Source organism: Hydrogenophaga sp. (assembly GCF_048549895.1).
Taxonomy (GTDB): domain Bacteria; phylum Pseudomonadota; class Gammaproteobacteria; order Burkholderiales; family Burkholderiaceae_C; genus Hydrogenophaga.
In genome coordinates this window covers 1-20,244 of record NZ_JBLYYB010000199.1, presented here as the reverse complement: position 1 = coordinate 20,244, position 20,244 = coordinate 1, and the positions used below count along the sequence as shown (strand labels likewise).

18 protein-coding genes are annotated in these 20,244 nt (G+C 62.6%); 2 read left to right on the top strand and 16 right to left on the bottom strand.

The features are described 5' to 3' along the window. Positions 1 to 1,672: ATP-binding protein (locus tag ACN4F8_RS18710; protein ID WP_419474955.1), on the top strand; the 1,672-nt coding region annotated here is incomplete at its 5' end. Continuing rightward, positions 1,657 to 2,343 carry a response regulator transcription factor gene (locus ACN4F8_RS18705; RefSeq protein WP_419474954.1) on the top strand — a complete coding sequence of 229 codons (687 nt, stop codon included), beginning with the start codon at positions 1,657 to 1,659 and terminating at the stop codon, positions 2,341 to 2,343. The genes ACN4F8_RS18710 and ACN4F8_RS18705, both read left to right, overlap by 16 nt. Here the strand turns inward: ACN4F8_RS18705 and ACN4F8_RS18700 are convergent. The 16 genes from ACN4F8_RS18700 to ACN4F8_RS18625 form a co-directional block, all read right to left on the bottom strand. Beyond that, the gene (locus ACN4F8_RS18700) at positions 2,336 to 3,295 is read right to left on the bottom strand and encodes an NAD-dependent epimerase/dehydratase family protein (RefSeq protein WP_419474953.1); all 960 of its coding nucleotides are present in this window, start codon (positions 3,293 to 3,295) and stop codon (positions 2,336 to 2,338) included. The two genes, ACN4F8_RS18705 and ACN4F8_RS18700, sit on opposite strands and share 8 nt — an antisense overlap. 47 nt (positions 3,296 to 3,342) lie before the next feature. Further along, a complete protein-coding gene (locus ACN4F8_RS18695; protein WP_419474952.1) occupies positions 3,343 to 4,080 on the bottom strand; it encodes a glycosyltransferase in 738 nt (245 codons plus the stop codon). 77 nt (positions 4,081 to 4,157) lie between these two features. Beyond that, on the bottom strand, positions 4,158 to 5,147 hold the full coding sequence (locus ACN4F8_RS18690) for an NAD-dependent epimerase/dehydratase family protein (RefSeq protein ID WP_419474951.1): 990 nt from the start codon (positions 5,145 to 5,147) through the stop codon (positions 4,158 to 4,160). An 8-nt stretch (positions 5,148 to 5,155) separates the two neighbouring features. Continuing rightward, positions 5,156 to 5,824: an undecaprenyl diphosphate synthase family protein gene (locus ACN4F8_RS18685; protein WP_419474950.1), complete on the bottom strand. Its 669-nt coding sequence runs from the start codon at positions 5,822 to 5,824 to the stop codon at positions 5,156 to 5,158. Between the two features lie 320 nt (positions 5,825 to 6,144). Continuing rightward, positions 6,145 to 7,713 (bottom strand): ShlB/FhaC/HecB family hemolysin secretion/activation protein, encoded by a 1,569-nt coding sequence (locus ACN4F8_RS18680; RefSeq protein WP_419474949.1) that lies wholly within the window; start codon positions 7,711 to 7,713, stop codon positions 6,145 to 6,147. A gap of 141 nt (positions 7,714 to 7,854) precedes the next feature. Continuing rightward, on the bottom strand, positions 7,855 to 8,634 hold the full coding sequence (locus ACN4F8_RS18675) for a type II secretion system protein (RefSeq protein WP_419474948.1): 780 nt from the start codon (positions 8,632 to 8,634) through the stop codon (positions 7,855 to 7,857). Next, on the bottom strand, positions 8,634 to 10,112 hold the full coding sequence (locus ACN4F8_RS18670) for a tetratricopeptide repeat protein (RefSeq protein ID WP_419474956.1): 1,479 nt from the start codon (positions 10,110 to 10,112) through the stop codon (positions 8,634 to 8,636). The genes ACN4F8_RS18675 and ACN4F8_RS18670 overlap by 1 nt, the downstream gene beginning before the upstream one ends. Further along, complete coding sequence (locus ACN4F8_RS18665) at positions 10,109 to 10,942, bottom strand: ExeA family protein (RefSeq protein WP_419474947.1); 834 nt, start codon at positions 10,940 to 10,942, stop codon at positions 10,109 to 10,111. Before ACN4F8_RS18665 ends, ACN4F8_RS18670 begins: the two co-directional genes overlap by 4 nt. A gap of 17 nt (positions 10,943 to 10,959) precedes the next feature. Beyond that, on the bottom strand, positions 10,960 to 12,423 hold the full coding sequence (locus tag ACN4F8_RS18660) for a secretin and TonB N-terminal domain-containing protein (protein ID WP_419474946.1): 1,464 nt from the start codon (positions 12,421 to 12,423) through the stop codon (positions 10,960 to 10,962). 14 nt (positions 12,424 to 12,437) lie between these two features. Continuing rightward, entirely contained in the window at positions 12,438 to 12,866 is a 429-nt protein-coding gene (locus tag ACN4F8_RS18655; protein WP_419474945.1) for a hypothetical protein, read from the bottom strand. Next, positions 12,863 to 13,297 carry a hypothetical protein gene (locus ACN4F8_RS18650; RefSeq protein WP_419474944.1) on the bottom strand — a complete coding sequence of 145 codons (435 nt, stop codon included), beginning with the start codon at positions 13,295 to 13,297 and terminating at the stop codon, positions 12,863 to 12,865. Before ACN4F8_RS18650 ends, ACN4F8_RS18655 begins: the two co-directional genes overlap by 4 nt. A 12-nt stretch (positions 13,298 to 13,309) precedes the next feature. Continuing rightward, entirely contained in the window at positions 13,310 to 14,881 is a 1,572-nt protein-coding gene (locus tag ACN4F8_RS18645; protein ID WP_300653089.1) for a hypothetical protein, read from the bottom strand. Continuing rightward, a complete protein-coding gene (locus ACN4F8_RS18640) occupies positions 14,878 to 16,089 on the bottom strand; it encodes a type II secretion system F family protein (protein ID WP_300653087.1) in 1,212 nt (403 codons plus the stop codon). The genes ACN4F8_RS18645 and ACN4F8_RS18640 overlap by 4 nt, the downstream gene beginning before the upstream one ends. Next, positions 16,086 to 17,714 (bottom strand): GspE/PulE family protein, encoded by a 1,629-nt coding sequence (locus ACN4F8_RS18635; protein ID WP_419474943.1) that lies wholly within the window; start codon positions 17,712 to 17,714, stop codon positions 16,086 to 16,088. Before ACN4F8_RS18635 ends, ACN4F8_RS18640 begins: the two co-directional genes overlap by 4 nt. Positions 17,715 to 17,716: 2 nt before the next feature. Continuing rightward, positions 17,717 to 19,267, bottom strand: a complete 1,551-nt coding sequence (locus tag ACN4F8_RS18630) for a hypothetical protein (RefSeq protein WP_300653081.1) — start codon at positions 19,265 to 19,267, stop codon at positions 17,717 to 17,719. A gap of 192 nt (positions 19,268 to 19,459) precedes the next feature. Beyond that, on the bottom strand, positions 19,460 to 20,244 hold a 785-nt coding region (locus ACN4F8_RS18625; RefSeq protein ID WP_419474942.1), incomplete at its 5' end, for a hypothetical protein.

Below are 20,244 nucleotides of genomic sequence, written 5' to 3'. Positions count from 1 at the left end.
GTTGATCGATCCTCAGGCGGACAAGGGCGGTGGAGCTTGGGATCCCGAAGAAACCCTGGTACTGCGGGTGTGGCCGACACTGCTCGATGAGGTTGCTTTGTTCGATCCCCTCGACCCGAGTCTGCGTCCCCGCCTGTCTGGCGATAAACGCGCCTGGAGCGAGTCGGAGTACCCGTCTCTAAGTTTTGCCTTTCGCATTCCGCGAGGGGAAGAGCCCCGCCATGTGTGGCTGCGCATCGAAACCCAAAGCACACGCAGGGTACACGTTGATCTGCATACCCTGGAGAGTCTCTGGAAGGTCGAGACAAGACAGCAGCTCGTCTTCAGTGTGTACCTTGGCGCGATGTTGCTTTTCCTCGGTTTCGCGGTCCTGAACTGGTTTGTAGAGCCCGACCGGCTGGTGTCCGCCTTTTTAATGCGCCAAGCCTCCGCTCTTGCGTTTGGTCTGTCTTATCTGGGCTACTTGCGCATCGCGCTGGATGGCTGGATACCCGTTCTTTGGATCAACGACATCGGCAACGTGCTGTTGTTCCTGGCCGTGCTCACAGGCGTTTGGTTTGAGTACGTTTTTCTCTCCGAGTTGAACCTTCCTCGCTGGGCTCGCTTGTTCATGCGGACGATCTTGACGGTGTTGTCGTGTCTTATGCTCCTCGTGCTGGCGCGGGTTCAGCTCGCTCTGGATCTGCTATTCCTCACCCTGGCCTTGCTGCCGGTGGCAGGGCTGCTGATTGCGTTGACGCTCACCCCATCAGGCGCGCAAGACGAAGGCGTGCAGCCCCTGCTGCCACGCTCTGTGCTGGTTGTCACTTACGCGGTACGCGTCGTCTTGATGTCGCTGGCGGTGGTGCCAACATTGGGCTTGTTCGAAACCACTGCGATGCCGCTGAGCTCGGTGATGCTGCAGCAGCTACTGGTGGGCCTGCTCATGGCGGCGGTGCTCTATGTACGAACCAAACGCCACATTCTCAAGCGCACGCACGCCGTGACACAACTGGCCATTGCGCAGGAGCATGCCTCTCGGGAGCGAGCGCACCGGGAGGAACACCAGAAGTTGCTGGCCATGCTGGCGCATGAGCTCAAAACCCCGCTGGCGGCCATGAAGATGCTGGTGAGTCTCCGCACCACGCCGCCCAATGCCAACGCCACCCTGCACCGGATGCTTGCCGATATGAACCATGTGATCGAACGCTGTCTTCAGTCGGTACGCACGCACGAGCCCACGCTGGCGTTGCAACTGCAAGTGATTGATGTGCCTCTGTGTGTCAGGTTAACACTGGCCCGTACCGCAGATCCTGACCGCATCGAAGTCACATGCCCCGCTCTTTTGAATTGGCACACGGACGCACAGGTGTTTCAGATGGTGATGGGCAACTTGCTGGACAACGCCATGAAATATAGCCCGGTGGGCAGCGTGGTGCAACTTGGTGTGGAGACCACCGAGGCGCCCCAGCGGGGCTTGCGTCTATGGGTGGAAAACGAAGAGGGAGCCGCTGGTGCTCCCGATCTGGCGCAGGTGTTCGAGAAATACTACCGAAATCCTCTGGCGAGACGGCATTCCGGCTCCGGATTGGGGCTGTACCTGACCCAGGTTTTCGTCAAGGCGCTGGGGGGTAGCGTTGAATGTTCTGTGGCCAATAGACGAGTGAGGTTTGAACTGTGGCTGCCCAACTGACTGTTTTCGTGGTCGAGGACCACGATCTTTTGCGCGAAGCCACGGTGCACATGCTGCAGGAGAGCGGCTTTCATGCCATTGGCTGGGAAGGTGCCGAGGCGATGCTCAGCGCGCCAGTCTCGGTGTATCCCAAGCTGTACATCGTCGACGTGAACCTGCCTGGAGCCAGCGGGCTCGAATTGGCGAAGCAGCTGCGCCACGCTCAGCCGGGCGCCGGGATCGTGATGGTGACAGCACGATCCGAGATTCCGGACCGAGTCGAGGGATATCGCAGTGGCGCTGACGTGTATCTTGTCAAGCCAGTGGAGCCCGAGGAATTACTGGCGGTGGTGCGATCACTGCAAGCGCGGCTCTTTCCTGTCCAGGCCGTCAACGAGTGGTGGCTGGAGCGTGCTTCACTGACCGTTAAGTCGTCTGGCGCGGAGTCGCAGCTCACGCACCCTGAGGTCAGTCTGCTTGCTGCCTTGGTACAGGCACCAGAGCACACCCTGACGAGAGAGGAGGTTGCCCTGCATTTGAACCTCACGCTGGAGGACCGGCACAAAGCCTCGATGAATGTTCGCCTCAGTCAGTTGCGCCGAAAACTTCGAACGGTGGGGGTGAGCGAACCTTCCATCAAGTCCTTGCGCAACCGCGGCTTGCTGCTGTGTTTCAAGTTGATCCTCAGGTAACGCACACCGTGCTCTGAAAAGTCCGGTGCCGCAAGCGGAAGTCCATCGCGCTCAACTCAAGGCCTGTTTCCAGGGATATCAGGGGGCGCCACCCAAGATTGGCCAGCGTGTGATGGTCCAGTCTGGGCGAGCAACGGGCAACCGGCGTGGGGTCCAGCTGGAACCTTCCACGAAAGCCCACTGCAGCCGCAACCGCCTTGATCAGTTCAAGAATCCAGACCACCTGTTCGGCACCGATGTCGATGTGCAACGAGCGTTGCTGCGTTGTCGCCGATAGTGTGGCTTGGGGCAGATCCATCACATGCACAATGGCCTCGGCGATGTCACTGAGGTACATCAACTCCAACCGGTCGTGGGGATGGGCCTGAATCGTTACGTGGTGAAGGCCGCGCACAAGAGCCGTGGTGAACTGCGAAAGCAAGTCTTCGATGAGACCCGCTGCGTGCGATTTACTGGTCGGAACCTTGGGAGGGCGGCAAGGTCCGTAGGGTTCGCAGGTGATCACGCTGCGGTAGTTCATTCCTTGAGATGCGAGCAGGTTGCAGAGCTGAAGCGCCGCGGCGTGATTTCCACAGTTATGTGGGAAAACGGTTCCGCCTGGGATCGCAGTGATGGGACCTGCCAGCGGTGCCACTGTTCCGACGAACATGAGATTTGCGACGCCTGCCTCTGCGGCCGCGGAGATCAGCGCAGTTGAGGAAATCGCGCTGGCTTCTGTGTCAAACGGACAATCGCTGGCTTCGACCACGTACACCAGATCGGGCAGGATCTCACGCATGAGAGCATGAACCACTTCGCTGTCAGACCAGTTGGCGGAGGTGGTCGAGGTGACTTGAATGTGACTGCGGGGATGTCCCAGATGAAGCAGGCGCTGGATCAGCGCTGCTCCGATTGCGGACTGATCGCCCACCAAAAGAATCCGTTCTGCGCTTTGAACTGTATAGGCCTTCATGTGTTCCAACTCGAAACTTCAGGGATGGTGGTCAAGCGCAGAGTTCTTCACAACCACTCTTCGATGGTCGAAATGCGGTTCCACAACAGAGCCTGCCATCCACCGACCTGGGCGGAGCGCAGCGCCTTCAACTCTTCCCTTGGCGCGATCAGCGCACGACGCAGCAGGCGCAAGCTCGGAGTCGTCAACCGTTGGCGGACCACAGGCTGCGCGAGGTAAACCGCTTTGAAGAAAGGGTGGGAGAACAGGCGCAGTGATGCGGCGTAGTCCGCGGTCATGCGCATGCGGGGTGAAAAACCGTCGATACGTCTATACCAGGACTTGCGCACGAACAGGGCTGTGGTCGGGGGCACCCAACCTCGAGCGAGCTTTCGGTCGGTGACCGGCCCGAGGCGGTTGTGCCGCACTACGTGGCGCGTATCGCGGGATTCAACGCGCAGGATGTCGCCGTAGACGGCTGATGTCCATGGGTCTTCAAATGCCTTGGCCACCTGTTTCAGAACGTCGGGGTGAGCCAGCACCGCGTCTGCGTTCACAAAGCCGATGATGTCACCTGTAGCCTGCCCGATGCCGCGGTTCCACGCTTGGAAACGGGTGTCGCTGGCGCTGCCATACACAATGGTGAGGCGCTCGCGGCTGGGATAAATTCGCTCGATGGAGTTGTCGATGCTGTGGCTGTCGACAACCACGTGCTCGACACTCTCCAGAGTTTGCTTGGCCACTGATTCGACGCATTCTTCGATAGTGGCGGCGTGGTTTCTGCAGGCCGTGATGATGGTGAACATCGGAGCCTTTGAAGGTAGTGCGTCAGATTCATCCTCCTGCGTTTGAGGAGCCTGCGAGCAGTGGCTGGGCAATATGTTCATGCCGATGCGAGCTTTCGCGCTTTTTGCCGGTAGTCGCGGTACATGTGCGCCAAGCCTGTTTCCAGGTCTACTTCAGGCTCCCAACCGGTGCCGCGTATCCGATGTGTGTCGAGAACGAAGTCCTGGGTGTCGTCCTCGATGCCGCTCTCTACCTTCAGGCCACCTTTGTAGCCCACCACACGGGCTACTGCCTCTGCCAGCTCCAGTGTGGTGTGGGTGCGGCCGCTGCCCACATTGATGTGTGAGCGGTTCAGCTTGGTGAAGTTCCGGTGCTTGGACTCAGTCATTTCCATGACCCGAATGCAAGCTTCGGCCATGTCATCGACATAAAGCCAGTCGGCGCGCCGAAAACCATTGGAGCGGATGTTCACCGAAGACAGTTTGAAGGTCTTGGCCTGGTGGATGTGGCGCATCAGGGCCTCTAACTCGCTGGCCCGGTGCGCATCCGCTGGATCTTCCGGACCGTACAGGTTACTCACGACAACGGATCGATACTGAAGACCCAGAACATCGTGAAACTCATGGGTGTAGCCCTCGCACATGCGGATGCCTGCCATGTGCGCCGGGGCGATGGCATCCCGCAGCTGCTCATGACGACCAAAGCCCAGATCTTCCTCTGCGATCGGCAGCACAGGGCAGTTTCCGTAAACCTGATGCGAGGCAACAAACAGCAGTTTTTTGACGCCTGCATACATCGCTTCGTGAATCAGCTGCACCGGCCCCAGCATCGCTTCTGCCATGTAAGTGCCGCTGCGCTGGCGGCGGTCCAAAGCGTTGCCCCAAGGCCCTGTTGTGATGTAGATCTGATCTGGATTTGATTTCCGAAGGTATGACCTGAGCGCCGTCTGGTCAAGGATGGGGAGCTCGTCTTCCTCCCAGGTGTCGATTTGATCGTCCGACAGGCCGTTGGCCTTGAGACGGCGCACCATGGCGCTGCGTGCTGCGTTGGCTGGTCCAGCGACGTAGACTTTGCGGATCTTTTTCATGGGTGGGTTTACTGCAGAGTGGGGTTGTCCGAGTTGCTCAGTTGGATGCCCACCCCCCTGTTGCGATCGCCAAACCAGGTCAGTGCCGCCCCCAGGCTGCGTGCATCAAACATAGGCCAAGGCGTATCAGTGAAGTACAGAGCAGTTCTGCTTGTGTCCCAAAGCGTCGCGCGGTGCACGGGCAACGGACCACCAGTGCGGATCACGAAGTCGGGTTCATCTGGACCGAATGGTTCGATCGCGCGCTGGGACGTGAGCTCGTTGCTCGTTTCTTCCTGGGCGGATGCCAGCTGGCGTCCGCCGAACCAGGGACTGTCGATGACCACCCTGAGTTGCATACCCGTGTTCAAGCGGGTTCGTTTGGCCACATCCTGCAGCAGGGCACGGGTGAGGCTGTCCAATGCACTCAGCGGGCCTTGAATCGTCAGGCACACATCGTTCCTGTGCATGTTGTGTGCACCTGCGGTGATGTAGCGCATTCCGGTACGCACCAGTTCTGTGTTGTTTCCCGGGGGCAAGCGGCACAGGTCATCGGAAAAAAGATGCACCGTGAGTGTGTCCAATGCGCGGGTGGCGCAGAAGTCAATGAGTTCCAGCAAACGCCCGGCACCTGCGCCCACCACGTCGGTGTAGGGCAGGTTGGAGCTCAGTGCCCAGTGGCGATGGCCCTGCAGCACGAGTGCGAGGTGCCGCGGTACACCGGGTCGTCTCGCAGCGGCGGGCAATGCGCCGTGCAGGCCCATCGGGATGGTGGGTGGAAGCGCCTGAATGCCATGGTCCATCGCAGTGCTCTCGATCTGATCGTTGAACCGGGCGGTGGAGTCTGAGTCGTTGCCAACCAACCCCTTCACTCGGCAGTCCCAAAATGGGTCTGAAATCAATGATAGATGATTGAACTGATAAGTAAATATCTAAAATGACAAAAATGGAGGACTTCGTGAATTAGTGGTGAGCTTAGCTACCCGCGCCCGTTGCACCCAGCCGCGGGTTCATGTGGTTACCAAGCGCCCACAAGCCTCAGGTTGACGCGGTTGCGATCTCCCTGCAGACCCTCCATTTGGCGGCTGAGAGTGACATCCACCCCAATGACCTCGCTCAACTGCGCCTGAATTCCCACGCCCACCGCAGCTGCTGCCTTGGACATGCCTGCTTCGCGCGCGCGCCCGGTATCCAAGAAGACCATGCCTTCCAGCCGGCGGGTTCCCGTGTTGAGCAGCTGCCTCCGGAATTCGAGTTGCAGGCCATGGCCAGAGGAGCCCATCACCGTGTTGGCGTCGAACCCGCGCAATGACTCCTGTCCGCCGAGCGAGAAGGCGTCGCTGCTGCCCGGCAGGCCGCGCTCGTTCGTGCGCAATATCCCCACCGCGCGAAATTGCCACAGCCCCCGCGTATCGATGGCTTGGCGCCACTGACCGCTCATGTCGAGGTACCCGTGGCTTGCCCCCGGTCTGCGTGCCGTGACGAGGCTGATGCGCAACTGAGCCTTGCTGGTCGCCGTTTCATGACTCAGGCGCACCGACACCGCCAGTTTGTCGAGTTCGTTCTCCACAAGTGTGACGCCATCCAGGTCGGTCTTGGAGCGCAGCGAGCCCAGCGACACCGAACTGGTGAGGAGCCACGGCGCAGCGAGCACCCAAGTGCGTTCCAGCTCGGCTCCAACGCTTTCCGACGATCCTTGAAGCAGTAGGTCGGGCTGGTTATTCACTGACTGCACGCGAATGTCCGAACGAGACACTGCCGCGTTGATCCCGGCACGCCAGCCCTGCACTCCAATTGGCATGGAGAATGACCCGGTGAGGGTACGCCCGTCTGCGTTGCCCAGCACTGCAGCGTCAAGTCGCCCACCCCGCGAGGTCACTGGTGCCAGTCGCAGACCCAGTGCCATGGAATGCTTAGTCTTGGCCTGTCCCGGGTAGGTATCGACCATGGCCCAGGTTTGCAGCGGCGCTTGTTCCACCACCTCCACCGCCAGATCACTCACTCCAAACCGCACGCCAGGCACAAACTGGGCTTGGGCTTGGTGGTCGCTGGCGAGGTTGAACAGCACCAGCCGCTTTCGCAGAGGCTCGCTGCCGATAACCTGGCCGGTGGGCAGGGTGAACCAGGCTTTGATCCAATCCGGGGCAAGGGGCGCTTCAGCCTTCACGTTCACTTCGCCCAGACGACCTTCCACCAGCAGCACGCGCAACAAGCCGCTCTGCAGGTCTTGCTGAGGCAACACGCCCACTGCGGTCAGGACGTTTCTGGATTGGTAGAGCGTCGCGATTGCATCAAGCAATTGCTGCAGGTCGGTGGTGGTGAGAGCGCGACCCACATAGGGTTGCGCCAATACTCGAAGTTCGTCGGCATTCAGCAGCTCGGAGCGTGAGAACTGGATCTCTTGAATGCGCGCGGTACTCGCCCCCTCGGGCGCCTGCGAACGTGTTGCGGCCGGCAGTTCAGCCTGGGGCGGTGCTGTCAGTGTTGAAGCCCCGCTTTCAATGCGCCGCAACTGTTCCTGCATGACCAGCGCAGGATTTGGCTGGCTTTGCGCGCGCGCTTCCGGCAGCGCGAGCGTACAGGCCAACGCGCAAGCCAGGCCGACGCTCAGGAGTCTGCGTGTTTCAGAGCGCGCACGCGCTCGTTGGGCTGGCAGGTGATGCCGCGTTGGCGCTGCCAAACGGACAGAAGGTGCAACCTGAAAATGCATGGAGTCGAGAGTTCACTGTCAAGGAGGAATGCGATCGAAGAAGACGACCACCGTGATGCGGGCCAGATCGGTTTCATCGCTGGCCGTCCACAACGCTTCAAACGTCTGCAGGTCTTCGGTGCGCCGCACCCGGCCTGTATCGGCGGCGCTCCCGTCGTGCCCGTCGATGGTGACGGCCAGGCGTCGTGCAGCTTGAATGGAAACGTCGGTGAGCACCAACGCGTTGAACTGCTGCTCAAGTCGGGTGACGGAAGCAGCAGTTTCGAAGGTGCCCAGATAGGCAAATCCATCGAGGCCGTGGCTGGCTGACTTGCGGTTGGGTTCACCGGGGAGGGTGAGTGATGCCCGCTTGAGTTCGTTGAACGGCACGTTGATCTGCCTGAAAGGCTGCAGCGTGGTGGGTGGGCATACATCGCCCAGGGCATAGGTGGCGCCCGACGATTCGGCCACTTCCAGCTCGATGGGAATGGCGTAATCCAGTGCATCACCCGTGCGTAGCGGGACAGTGGTGGTGAAGCTGTAATCCACCAGACCGTCACGGTTGCAGTCGCCTGGCCATCGGCCCAGGGTGCTGCGGTGGGCACGGGCATTGGCCACCAGTGTCTGCACCTTCGTCACAAACTGGCTCTGGCGGTATTGCTCCAGCAGCTCCTGCGATTTCAGTGTCATGCCGATCAGCACTCCCATGACGGCCAGGGCCAGGGCGATCTCAATCAGTGAGAAACCCCTTTGGGTTTGTAGTCTGGTTGCGCGTGTGGCGCGGCGCGCAGCCCATCCACTGGGGTGACGGGTGAGCATCAGCTTTCCTTTTGTAGACGCTGGCTCACCCAGCTGCGTTGCTGGCTCAGATCGGCTCGGGCGGCGCTGAGGTCCAGAAAGCGGCGATAAGCCTGCGATGCCTCGCTGAAGCGCCCCTGCGCCTGTAGCGAATGGCCCTGGTTGAGCCAGAGTTCGGGCACCTCAGGGTGCGCTGCCGTCGCCTTGAGCAGGGTGTCGATGGCGCTGGCATGGTCCCCGGTTTCCTGCTGGGCGACAGCGAGGTAGAGCACCACCCGCGCGTGCCCAGGGTTCTTCTGGCGCGCGTTCGCCAATGCAGCCAAGGCGTCGTTCCATCGACCGAGTCCGGACAGCGCCACACCTGCTAGGTAACGCGTTCGCCAGTTCGGACCGATGTAAGCCTCCAGCTGCTCTGTCGCACCCAGAGCCTTTTCGAAATCTGCCTTCGCCAACATCTGCTCCACCGAGGAAAAATCCACGTCGATGGCCTTGGTGGCCAGCACCGCACGTGTCTGGTCGTCGGGTGCTGCGCCGCCCCCCGAGCGGCTCACTTGGGGCGGCTCCACGGGCGCCTGAGGTGCTGCAGCGGTGATCGTTGAGGTCAAGGGTGTTGCCGCTGCGGCTGGGGTCGCTGCAGTGGCCGCGGGTAGCGGTTTCTCGGTCCTGGTCTCCTTGATCACGGGGGCCGCCGGTGCCGCGGTGATCACCGTGGCGTCAGCTGTCTTTGTCGATACCGCTGTCGGTATGTATGCCGGTGTTGACGTGGATGGCGTCAGAGTCTGGCCCACCTCTGCTTTGGCCACCCACTGCACCACGCTCGCCCAAGGGATCGCGTGCCCCAACGTGTTGGAAAGGTGGCGCTGTGCAGCATCCACGTCCTCTGCCTGGGGCAGGGCGAGCACCATCCAGCGCGGCCCCGCCGCCGAAGGCTGCGCCAGCATTACCACCGGCCAGTGCGGCGTCCAGATCTGGTGCAGCTGCTGCGCCTGCTCTCGCGTCTGGAGGTCGGCGATCTGCAGCGCCAGCGTGGAGGGCAAGGTGCGTCGCAGACCATCCTCCCATAGCCTCGATGCAAGGTCCCATGCGCCGCTCTCCCAAGCCTGGGAAGCCTGCACCTGCCATAACTCGCGAGGTGCTCCAACATTCATCACAGGCATCGGCGCCGGAAGGCTGGTGTCAGGCTGGAAGGCCGGCAGTGAAACCGGCTGTGCCAGGCTGATCGACATAGCTGTTTGCGCAATTGATGCCGCGCCGGCGCTGGCTGATGCGCTGGCGCCGCGCCCAGACAGACCGGACCAGGCCACCGCGGCAACCACAGCGACCAACACCGCGAGCACAGCGGCCAACCATCCCCAGCGGCCGCTTGTAGGTGCAGGTTCGTTGGCCGTCAGCAAACCCATTTCGGATGGCTGCGGCAGCGCTGAACTTGTCTTGCCATCAGATGCCTGACGCTCGCGTTGCTGATCAATCTGGCGCAGCGCCTGTTCAATAGCGCTCATCGCCACACCTTTGAAAATTCTTTGCAGGCCATTCGCGCCATGTCCCAGTTCACGCTGCGCAGGCGCCGGGTGTACGCCAGCAGCACCGCACGCTCGCAGGCGAGGTTGATGCGCCGCGGCACGCCGCGCGTCTGCCGCTGCAGCCACCACAGCGCAGCCGCCGTGAATTGAAAACTGCCGTCGCGGTGGGTGCGCGCCAAGCGGTGTCGCACGTAGGCGGCACATTCCTGTGGGCTTAGCGGATCGAGCCGCAGCCACACACCAATGCGCTCACGCAATGGCCGCATGGCCCGCAGGTTGAGCGTGGTGTCCAGCTCGGGCTGGCCCACCAGCACCAGGCTGATGAGCTTGGCGCGCTCGGTTTCCAGGTTGGAGAGCAGGCGCAGCACTTCGAGCGCCTCGCTGTTGAGTCGGTGGGCCTCGTCGACGATCACGACGAAGCGCTCGCCCCGGCCCGCTCCCGCCAGCACCATATTGACCAGCGCCTTGTGCAGAACCGCAAGACCCGCCTGGGGTGCCGGTGGCTCGCCGCCAAACTCGGAAAGGATTTCGCGCAACAGATCCACAAACCCCATCAGCGGGTTGAACAGGTAGGCCACCCTCACCTGAGCCGGCAAGCTGCGGATCACACAGCGCACGATAAGAGTCTTGCCCAGGCCGATCTCTCCCGAGAGGACCGACATCGTGCCGTTCATGCACGCATGGTAGAGCTGGTTGTAGGCGCTGACGTGTTGCCCGCCCGGATAAAACAAGGCGGTGTCCGGGGTAATCGAAAACGGCACGTTCTCGAAGCCCAGCGCCTCGTAGCAGGCAGCCAGTGTGGTTTGCACGGTTGGTCTCCCAGGCGTTACTGGCCGGGCTGCACAGTAGGTGCGAGAAAAATCACCAACTCCTTGCGCTTGCCTGCTTGATAGGTGCTCTTGAATGCATTGCCCAGGATCGGCAGATCGCCCAGCCCCGGCACCCGACGGTTCGTGTCGCTGGTTTCCTCTTGAATCAGGCCGCCCAGCATGACGAGTTCGCCGCTGCGCACCCGAACCATGGTGGTGGCCTCACTGATGTCCAGCACCGGTGCACTGCTCTCACCCGAAGGGGATGTGACGGTGCCCACCAGGCGTGTGACGGTCGGTGCGATGTTGAGCATGGCCCAGCCATCAGCAGAAATTTGTGGGGTCACCGTGAGGGTCACACCCAGATTGACACTGCGCGCCTGCTCATTGACGGTGTCCAGCACATTGCCGCCGCCCTGGATGATGCGATTGGTCGATCGGCTGAAGAAAGTTTCGTCGGTGCCGACCTTCACGGCCGCCGTCTGGTTGTTCAAAATCCGGATTCGAGGCTGCGACACCATGCGCACGTCACCTTGTTCGCGCAGCGCTTCAATCAGCGCGCCATAACGGTCGCCGCTGAAGTTGGCTGTCACAGTACTGGGAAGCCGCGTGGTGGCCTGGGGCGCGTTGATGAGGGTGTTGACACCCAGAACACCGCGCAGGGGGTTGATGCTGAAGCGACTCCAGTCCAGACCGAGCGCAAATTGGTCGCGCAGCGTGACCTCCACGATGCGAACTTCGATGTCGATCTGGCGATACATGCCGTCGCGCATCAGTTCGATGAATCGTGATGCGTCGGCCACCTTGGAGGGTAGGTCGCTCAGCATCACCGAACCGGTGAGCCGGTTGACGGTGAGGCGGCCCTTGGGTGAAAGCAGCGAACGGATCTGGCTCTCGAACTCGCCCCAGAAGGCGCCCGCATTCGCGCCGGCAGACGCTCCGCCGCCTGTGGTGCTGGCCGAACGGCCCGAGCGGATGTAGTCCACCTCGAAGGTGCGTGTGATCGAGGCGCGTACGCGGATGATGCCCTGCTCCTCGTCCCACGAATAACCCATGCTGGAGAGCAGGATGTCAAACGCCTTTGAAAGCGGTACATCCTGGAAATCCACGGTCACTGTGCCGGTGATGTCGGGGTCGGCCACGATGTTCAGACCGTGGGCTTTGGCCAGCAGACCCAGTGCATCGCGCAGCGGCAGATCACGCGCTTTGAAGGAGTACAGCGCGGGTTGCCCGGTACCCTTGTCGCCGTTGACATCGAAGGTTGGAAGTCGCTGTTCCGGCGGCAGTTGGGCGGGGGCTGGGGGCATCGCTGCCTGGGCCTCCTTGAGTTTCTGGTTCACTGGGCCATAAGCTGTGGGCGGAATGGCCTCGGACCCCAGCAGTGGCTTTTGAAGTGGCGCGCACGCAGACAACCAGACCGAAGCGACCAGCAGGGGCAGCGCGCGCAGCGCCGGCATGTGGAAATGCGAGAGGGATTTCATCGTTCTACTTCTGTTCATCGATCGGTCACTGGCACCCATCGTGTGCGGCCCAGGTCGGTCTGCACAAAGAGAACCCGATCGGGCTCGATGGCAGTAATGCGGTAGGTTCCGCGAGATTCGCCAATGGCCATCGCCACACCGTCGATCTGGGCCACCCGGCGGGGACCATGGATCAGGATCGCTGCGACCTCGGGGACGGGCTGACGCTGTGCGAGTTCTTCGGGCCTGGGTGGCACTACGGGTGGCGGCAACAGGGCGTGCATGCGCACCCGCACCGGGCCGTCGGTCTTCGGCGCGGCCGCCGACTGACCCAGCGACGGCGGTGCTTCCATCGCGGAGATCTTGGGCACTGCCACCATGGCGCCATCGGGCGTGTAGGCGGCCAGTCCCCAGCCAACCATGGCTACCGCCGGGATCAACAAAAAGGGCAGAAACGGTTTCATGGACGGTCCAGTACCAGGATGTTGTCGCCCTGCATCGTCACCTTGACGGCGGGCTTGCCCTGCGGCCCGCCGGCCACCGCGTCGATGCTCAAGCTGCGCAGAAAAAAATGGCCCTTGCCCACGTGGTTGGCCTTCAGGATCTCGTTGAGGCGGTCGCTTTCATGATCAGCGATGGTGGCCGTTGTGTTGATCACCTCGTGGCGCAGGTCTTGCCCCGGGCGCCAGCCAATGCGTTCGATGAGTTGCGCATACGCCTCTGCGTGCTGGCGGTTCTGGCCCAGGGCCCGGCTGGCCAATGCCAGTTCGCGCTCTTGGGCTTCAACGCGTGCAAGCGCCGAATGGCCGGTGTTGACCATGTACAAGCCAGAACCCAGCAGCACGGAGGCGAGTCCGAGCCAGGCAATGGTTCGAGCGTGAAAAGAGAGGGCCATGAGGTTGTCCGTTCAAGGAAGCTGGGTGACCGAGCAGGTGGGCAGGGCGCCACCGAGAGCGAGTTCTCCCGTTGCTGAGGTCACAGCATGGGATCCCGTGCATGAAATCGTCACCGTCTTTCCGGCTTCGGCTGCAGACAGGGCTGTCAACGGGCGCCAGCGGCTGACACCTGCATCGGCGCTCAGCTGCGTGCTGTCGGGATCGACCAACAGTCCTCCGCGGAACCAGCTGTTGCCCGAGGTGTAGCCCACCGTGCCGGCTGGACTGATGAACGACAAGCGCAAATACCGCGATGGCGCAGTGGCGGCCGTGTCGGTGCCAAAGGCGTCCATGCACACGCCATCTGTGGCCGCTCCTTGCGCAACATCACCCGTCTGGTAAGTGGTCGTACCGCCCAGGTCAACCAGTGACCACCGCATGGCAAGACCCGCAGCTGCGCTGGCGTCCTGAGGTACCGAACGCACGGTGTTGGTGAATCGTACAAAAAGCTGGTTGGCTTTGCATGCCTCCGCGGGTTTGGTGCACAGGCCGGCACCGCGCAGCGACTGGGCAAACTCTCCCAGTGACACAGACCTCACCAGGCCGGCGTAGTCGGCGCTGTCGGATGTGGGGTTGTCGGTGGTCGATGTGCTGGAGTTCTCGTACACCCGAAAACCTCTGTCGCCCGATATCACTGAGGGCGGGTAGGCCTCGTCGTCACGGTCGATCAGGGCTTTGTCCAGGCCGCTCAGGCCTGCCTGCCAATACACCGCGTTCTGACGATCGAGGCGGCGCAGTGCGGGCGGCTGTCTGCGCACGATCACAAAGGCAGCGGCTGCGGAGTTCTCGAACACCACGTTGGTCAAAGAATCTCGGCCTGTCGGCAGGGCCACACTCGCATACCCCAGCGCACTCTCCCACGTGAACTTGCTTTCAAAGCCGGCGCCCCACACGCGGGGCAGGGTCACGTTGAGGTAGTCGCGCGAGTAGTTGCTCCCGGTCGTCTCAGGCGGTACCTGCGTCACCGCTTCCACCCGGATGGCTTGCTCAATGGCTTGGAGAGAGTTAAGGCTGCGACAGAGCTGACTTTTGTAGCCCCCGGTGGACATCTGGGTGTTCACGTCAGGATCGAACTGGTCGATGATGGAAAAGAACATTGCGCTGCTGCCGGTTCCCGTCACTTTTGGAAGGAACGCGGTGGCCGCGTCCGCTCGCAGCGCGGGTTGCACGTCGTACCAGTAGGCGGTTTGCAACGAAGAAACGTGGGGCACACCCAACGCTTGTCCCGGCAGGGCCCCAGCCCAGCCCAGTGGCATCGCCGTGAGCAAACTCGTGAGCAATAGATGGCTGCTGGCGTTTTCGGCGCCAATGGAGCTTTCTGCAAACTGGATCGGCGCAGGCAGTCCCCCACCCGCCACAGCCTGGCCCAGCAGCGCGGCGCGTGCCTGCTCCATGGCCAGCACATCCTTTCGATCGGCGTCGCTGTCGCGTTGCATAGCGAGCAGCGGTATGAGCAGTGCCACCAGGGCGCCAACCAGCACCAGCCCGATGGCCAACTCCATCATCATGAAACCGCGCTGGCGCATTGTGGTGCGTGCGCTCACAGCTTGATCCCCGCGGAGGCACGCGCGGCGAGTTCGTACACCGGCCCCAGCAAGGTCACGCCGATGAGCAACAAAAATGCGGCCAGAACCAGGAGCATCAGTGGCTCGAAGAGGCGCGATCCGGTTTCAATCTGCTGCTTGAGGCGCACTGCGTAGTGTTCACTCAGCCGCATGCTTTGTTGGTCCAGGGTACCTGTGGTTTCGCCCAGGCGAACCATGCTCAGGGCAAAGCGCTCGAACACCCCGCTTTGAGCCAGGCCGTCCGACAGGGCCAGGCCGCGCCGCGTGCTCGCGCCCATGCGCGTGAGCCGGCGGCCGAAATGCTGATTGAGCGGTTGCTGCAGCAGCACCGTCAGGCAGCGCGTGAGCGTCAAGCCGGCGGACTGCATGGTGCCGAGATTGCTGAAGAACGCGTGGTACACCCGCGAACGTTCCAGCCCCTTGATGCCGGGCGCCCACCACACCACGGCGTGGATGGCTGGTGCAAAGACCGGGTGGCGCCACAGCAGCGGCACCAGCACCAGCACCGGCGCACAGACCAGCGGCAGCCACAGGCCATGGCGCTTGAGCCATTCGGTGGCCGCAATCACCCGGAGCGTAGCAGTTGGCAGTTCCACGCGCAGGGATTCAAATAACACCATCATCTTGGGGATCACAAACAGCATCCAGAACACGCAGCTCAGCAGCAGCACCACCAGCACGATGGCCGGGTACAGGGTGGAACGCGCGATGGCCGAACGCATCACACGCGCCTGCTCGTACTGCGCCGCCGCGTTGCCCAGAATGGCACCCAGCCTGCCGGTTTCTTCGCCCACAGTGACGAGGTGGCGAACCATCACTGGGAATGCCCGGGTCGACTCCATGGCACTGGCCAACGTGTCGCCGCGCTCCAGCGAGCGTTTCAGGCGCGAGCAGAGCATGCGCAGCCGGGCGGTGGAGGCACCTTGCGCCGCCTCACCCAGTGCCATGCGCAGGTCGGCACCGGCGCGCACATGCTGCCCAATCAGGTGGCAGAACTCGGACACGGCAGCCGCACCCAGTGGGCGGGCCCACACACCGTTGAGCCAGCCCGGCAGCGACCAGACGCGGTAGGGCTGCAGGCCCTGGGCGGCCAGTGCGTCCATCAGTTCCACCTCGTCGACGTGTTCGCCCGAGCCGCGCACCAGTGCGCCCTCGGCGGTTATGGCCCGGTACCAATACAGCCTCATGCCAGTGCTCCGCCAAACACGCGGTCGAGCTCGGCGCTGTCGGTCACGCCCGCGTCCACCAAGCGCTGGGCCCAGGCGCGCATGGGTTTGAAGCCACGCGCCACCACATTGCGGCGGATGGCAGACTCGCCAGCCTTCTGATCGATCAGTGTGCGCACTTCGTCGTCGATCAAAAGCACCTCGCCAACTGCCAGCCGCGAGCGGTAGCCGGTGTTGCTGCAGCGTGTACAGCCCACCGAACGAAAGCGGGTGCCTTCGATGGGCTGGCGGCAGGCCGTGCACAGCTTTCGAACCAGGCGCTGAGCGATCACGCCGCGCAAACTGGCCGACAGCAGGTAGTCGGGTACTTCCAGGTCGCGCATGCGGCTGATGGCGCCCACCGCGTCGTTGGTGTGCAGGCTGGCCGGCACGAGGTGGCCGGTCTGCGCCGCGCGGATGGCCATGGACGCGGTTTCCGCATCCCGCACCTCGCCCACGAGCATCACGTCGGGGTCCTGCCTCAGGAAGCCCTTGACGGCACTGGCGAAGCTCATGCCCGCGCGGTCGTTCAAGCGCACTTGCCGCACCAGCGGCACGTGGTACTCCACCGGGTCTTCCACCGTCATGATGTTGCGTTCGAGCGCGTTGATCATGCGCAGACCGGCATAGAGCGTGGTGGTCTTGCCGCTGCCGGTGGGTCCGGTGGCCAGCACCAGGCCGTCGGGCGCGCGCATGAGTTGTTCGATCTGCGCCACCTGCTCGGGCCAGAAACCGCACTGGTCCAGTGGTAACACGTCGCCGCGCATCGATAAGACGCGCACCACCAGGTTCTCGCCGTGGGTGGTTGGCATGGTCGAGACCCGCAGGTCAAAAGGCTGCCCGGCCACAGTGAGGCTGTAGCTGCCGTCCTGAGGGCGGCGCGATTCACCAATGTCCATGCCCGCTTCGATCTTGATGGCGGAGGCCACCCGCACATGCAGCGCCGCGGGCAGCACATGCTGGAGTTGCAGCACGCCGTCTATGCGGAACGACACCAGCAGCGCAAAGCCCGAGGGCGTGAAGTGCACGTCGCTGGCGCCGCGTTCCACGCCGTCGGCCAACGTTAGGCGTACCAGTCGCCCACCGTCAAGGTCGCCGCCCACGCGGGCCAGTTCCCGTTCGAGTTCTTCAGCACTCGGGTGGCTGGCCGCCCGGTAGGCCATTTCAATGGTGGAGGCCAAGGCCGAACGGGGCGACACTATCCAGCGAACCTCACCCTGTACATGGCGGCGCAGGCGTTGCTGCGCTTCGAGGTTGCCCGGCTCGTCGGTGGCGATGTGCAGCACGCCCTCAGTGGTGCGCACTGGCAGCATGTGGTGCTGGCGCGCAAAGCTGAAGGGCAGTTGTGCCAGCGCGGCCGAGTCAACCTGTGTGGCATCAGGCCACCAGCCGGGCAGACCGTGCACGACGGCCATTGCTTTGGCAATGTCGGTGTCGGTCACCATGCGCAACAGACGCAGCACTTCGGTGGCAGGCTGGCCGAGCGAACGCGTGACGCGGCGCACATAGTCGGCCTGCTGCCGCGTGAGTGCGCCGGCCGTGCCCAGCTGGGTCAACAAGGCTTCGTCGCTCTGCGGTGGCTGCGGCACCTGCGGGTTGCGGGTCATTTTCAGAACGCCCCGGCGGCAATGGTCAAGCGGGTTTGCAGGTTGGCGCCCGGGGCTTGTGGCCCCTGGTCCTGAAACACGAGACGTGTGTCTGATAGGCGGCCCAGGCGCGAGAGCTGCTCAGCCATGTGTTCAGCCTTTAGCTTGGCGCCCGAGTACCCGCCGGCCAGCGAAATCTTAAGGTCCACCGCAAAGGTAGGTTCACCTGCTTGCGGCATCCGCCGCACTGGCGCTCCCGGGGTGAAATTGACCAACTCTGAGGTAGGCTGAAGGTCGTTGGCTGCTGCAGCGTCGGCCTGCTGGGTCACTGGCTCGCGCTTGGCTCTGGCCCGCGCCGTTTTGGTGGAAGCACTAGGCTGGCCATCGCTAAGGCCCATGCGCTCATTACCGATATCGTCGCGGCGAATCTTGATCTGCAGCACTTGAGCGTCGGGCGGCACCTGGGCCAGCAGCTCGTCCAGAAAATGGTCTGCCCGCAGGTTGACCCCGAGCGCGGTTTCACGCCACGCAGCCGAACGTAGCGCCGCAACGGCCCCGGCCGGCGGGCGCTGCGCGTCTTGTGCTTTGATTTGTGCAACGATGTCCTGAACACCCAGCTGCTGCGCGGCGGCGCGCTGCTCGGCCTGCGCGTGCCACCAGATGCCCGTGCCGAGTAACACCGCACCCACCAGACCGGCAATGGCCGCTGCCACCGGTGCCGCCTGCCAGGCGATCACCCGCTGGCGATGGCCGTTTACGATCAGGCTTTGGTGCCTGTCGGCAAACGCGAGACCAAACAGGTCGGGCTGCAGCAGGATTTGTGCGGGCTCGGTGCCCTTGAACAATCCGGCGATGCGCTGCACGAGTTCGCGCGAACCGTTGCTGGCCCAGTCGCCCTTGGCCGCCCAGGGGCCACGGCCCAGCCGGATCACCAGGCAGTGCGGTCCGTTGAACTCTGCCGGTGCATTGGCGCTGGCGCTGTCCAGCAGCGGTTTCCACACGCCTTCGTCGGTCTTGTCGGCAGCGTCGCCTACAGGTTGTACCCGCTGCCAAGCCACGCTGCCCCCGCGCACACCTAGCGAGCGCAGTGAGCCTTGATGCCACCAGTGCACCAGCACCGGCTCGGCAGTGGCTGCACGCACCAAGTTGGCGACGGCAGCGTCTGCGGTGATCAGGTGGGTGAGCGGTCGCGTGGAGCCGGGCAGCAGGTTGTGCGCCAGCTCGGCGTCGTCCTCGAGCATGGCGTGGACATCCACTTCGGCCTCGCCTTGGCGCAGCCATGCTACCCGGCAGCGAGAGCGGAAACGCTCGGTGAAAGTGCCGTTGTCGGTGAGGTGGCGTTGCACCAGCACCGGCACAAAGCGGCGTGACAAAGCCCTCACCCGCAGACGCTCGCTCACGTTGGCGGGCGAATCCAGGCTCATGCGGACTGAGCCCCCGGCCTGGTTGCCCAGCTCGTCGGCTGCGCCGCTGCCCAGTTGCAGTACCTCGCGTCCATGCACAACGGCGAACCGCACTGGATGGGTGCCGTACAGAGTGTCAGCACGCGACATGGCGACCAGCAGGTTTTTCATGAGCGAGGGATCTAAAGGGAATGACAGTCAATTGGCAAGGGCACCTGAAAGACTGTGGCGGTGGAGACGGGGATCAAGGAGGTGCCGGTTGTAGATTTAACTGTTGGGTGTGGGCGCCGTCGGGGTGCCCACACCCAACAGCTGTCGCACTGACCTGGCAGGACAGATAGCAACAGCTGTCTTGCTCGACAGTTAAATGCCTTGTTGCTGGGATTCCGGCACGCGGTCAAAGAAATAGACCACGGTGACCATGCTGTCGCGAGTGGCGACTGTCGCGCTTGAAGTGGTGGCGCCTACCTGAAGGGTTTGCCAAAGTGGTGAGTAATCGCCTGCGTTGGCTGCGCTGTCGCGTGCGAGCAAGCGAACGCGTGAACGATCTGCACGCGCATCCTGACCATTGAAAGCGGTAGACAAACGGCGGGCCATCCACTGCGGCACATCGTGGATCACGATGGCGTTGTAGACCGCTCCGGTAGCTGATTCAGTTCCGTTGTCTTCGACGTTGCCGACGAAGAGAAAGTCTTCATTGACCATCTTGGCCAGAGTGCGGTTTGGTGCACTGTCGCTCACTACCCCAGCGACCTTCAGGTCGTTCAACCAGACGTTGGCATTGCTGTCGCTTGTGGCGACAGTCAAGGCGCCCGTAGAGGCAGTGCCATCACCAACCAATGCACAAGCATTGGTTTCTAAGGTTGCCTCTGCGCTGTCTGCTGGAATCACGGGTTGCAGCACCGAGTAAGAGTATTGGTTGGCACGTTCATTGTTTGCTGTGTCTGCACGATTGCTATTGGAAGCAACGTTACCGTCAGCGGCGTAATCGATGACGCCGTCGGCATCGCAGTCGCCGGGCATGCGGCCCTTGAGTTGGGCAAACTGCTGAACACGCATCTCGACCGACTTGACGTCGTTGATCAGCTTGGTGGCCTTAGCTTGGTCGATCAGTTCCTGACCGGTGGTGACAGCTGCGAACAGCAGGC

Bases quoted from the DNA above. Each gene is read 5' to 3' on its own strand.
- ACN4F8_RS18700 (WP_419474953.1), bottom strand. From the start codon at position 3,295: ATGAAGGCCTATACAGTTCAAAGCGCAGAACGGATTCTTTTGGTGGGC.
- ACN4F8_RS18695 (WP_419474952.1), bottom strand. From the start codon at position 4,080: ATGTTCACCATCATCACGGCCTGCAGAAACCACGCCGCCACTATCGAA.
- ACN4F8_RS18690 (WP_419474951.1), bottom strand. From the start codon at position 5,147: ATGAAAAAGATCCGCAAAGTCTACGTCGCTGGACCAGCCAACGCAGCA.
- ACN4F8_RS18675 (WP_419474948.1), bottom strand. From the start codon at position 8,634: ATGCTCACCCGTCACCCCAGTGGATGGGCTGCGCGCCGCGCCACACGC.
- ACN4F8_RS18670 (WP_419474956.1), bottom strand. From the start codon at position 10,112: ATGAGCGCTATTGAACAGGCGCTGCGCCAGATTGATCAGCAACGCGAG.
- ACN4F8_RS18660 (WP_419474946.1), bottom strand. From the start codon at position 12,423: ATGAAATCCCTCTCGCATTTCCACATGCCGGCGCTGCGCGCGCTGCCC.
- ACN4F8_RS18655 (WP_419474945.1), bottom strand. From the start codon at position 12,866: ATGAAACCGTTTCTGCCCTTTTTGTTGATCCCGGCGGTAGCCATGGTT.
- ACN4F8_RS18650 (WP_419474944.1), bottom strand. From the start codon at position 13,297: ATGGCCCTCTCTTTTCACGCTCGAACCATTGCCTGGCTCGGACTCGCC.
- ACN4F8_RS18640 (WP_300653087.1), bottom strand. From the start codon at position 16,089: ATGAGGCTGTATTGGTACCGGGCCATAACCGCCGAGGGCGCACTGGTG.
- ACN4F8_RS18635 (WP_419474943.1), bottom strand. From the start codon at position 17,714: ATGACCCGCAACCCGCAGGTGCCGCAGCCACCGCAGAGCGACGAAGCC.
- ACN4F8_RS18630 (WP_300653081.1), bottom strand. From the start codon at position 19,267: ATGAAAAACCTGCTGGTCGCCATGTCGCGTGCTGACACTCTGTACGGC.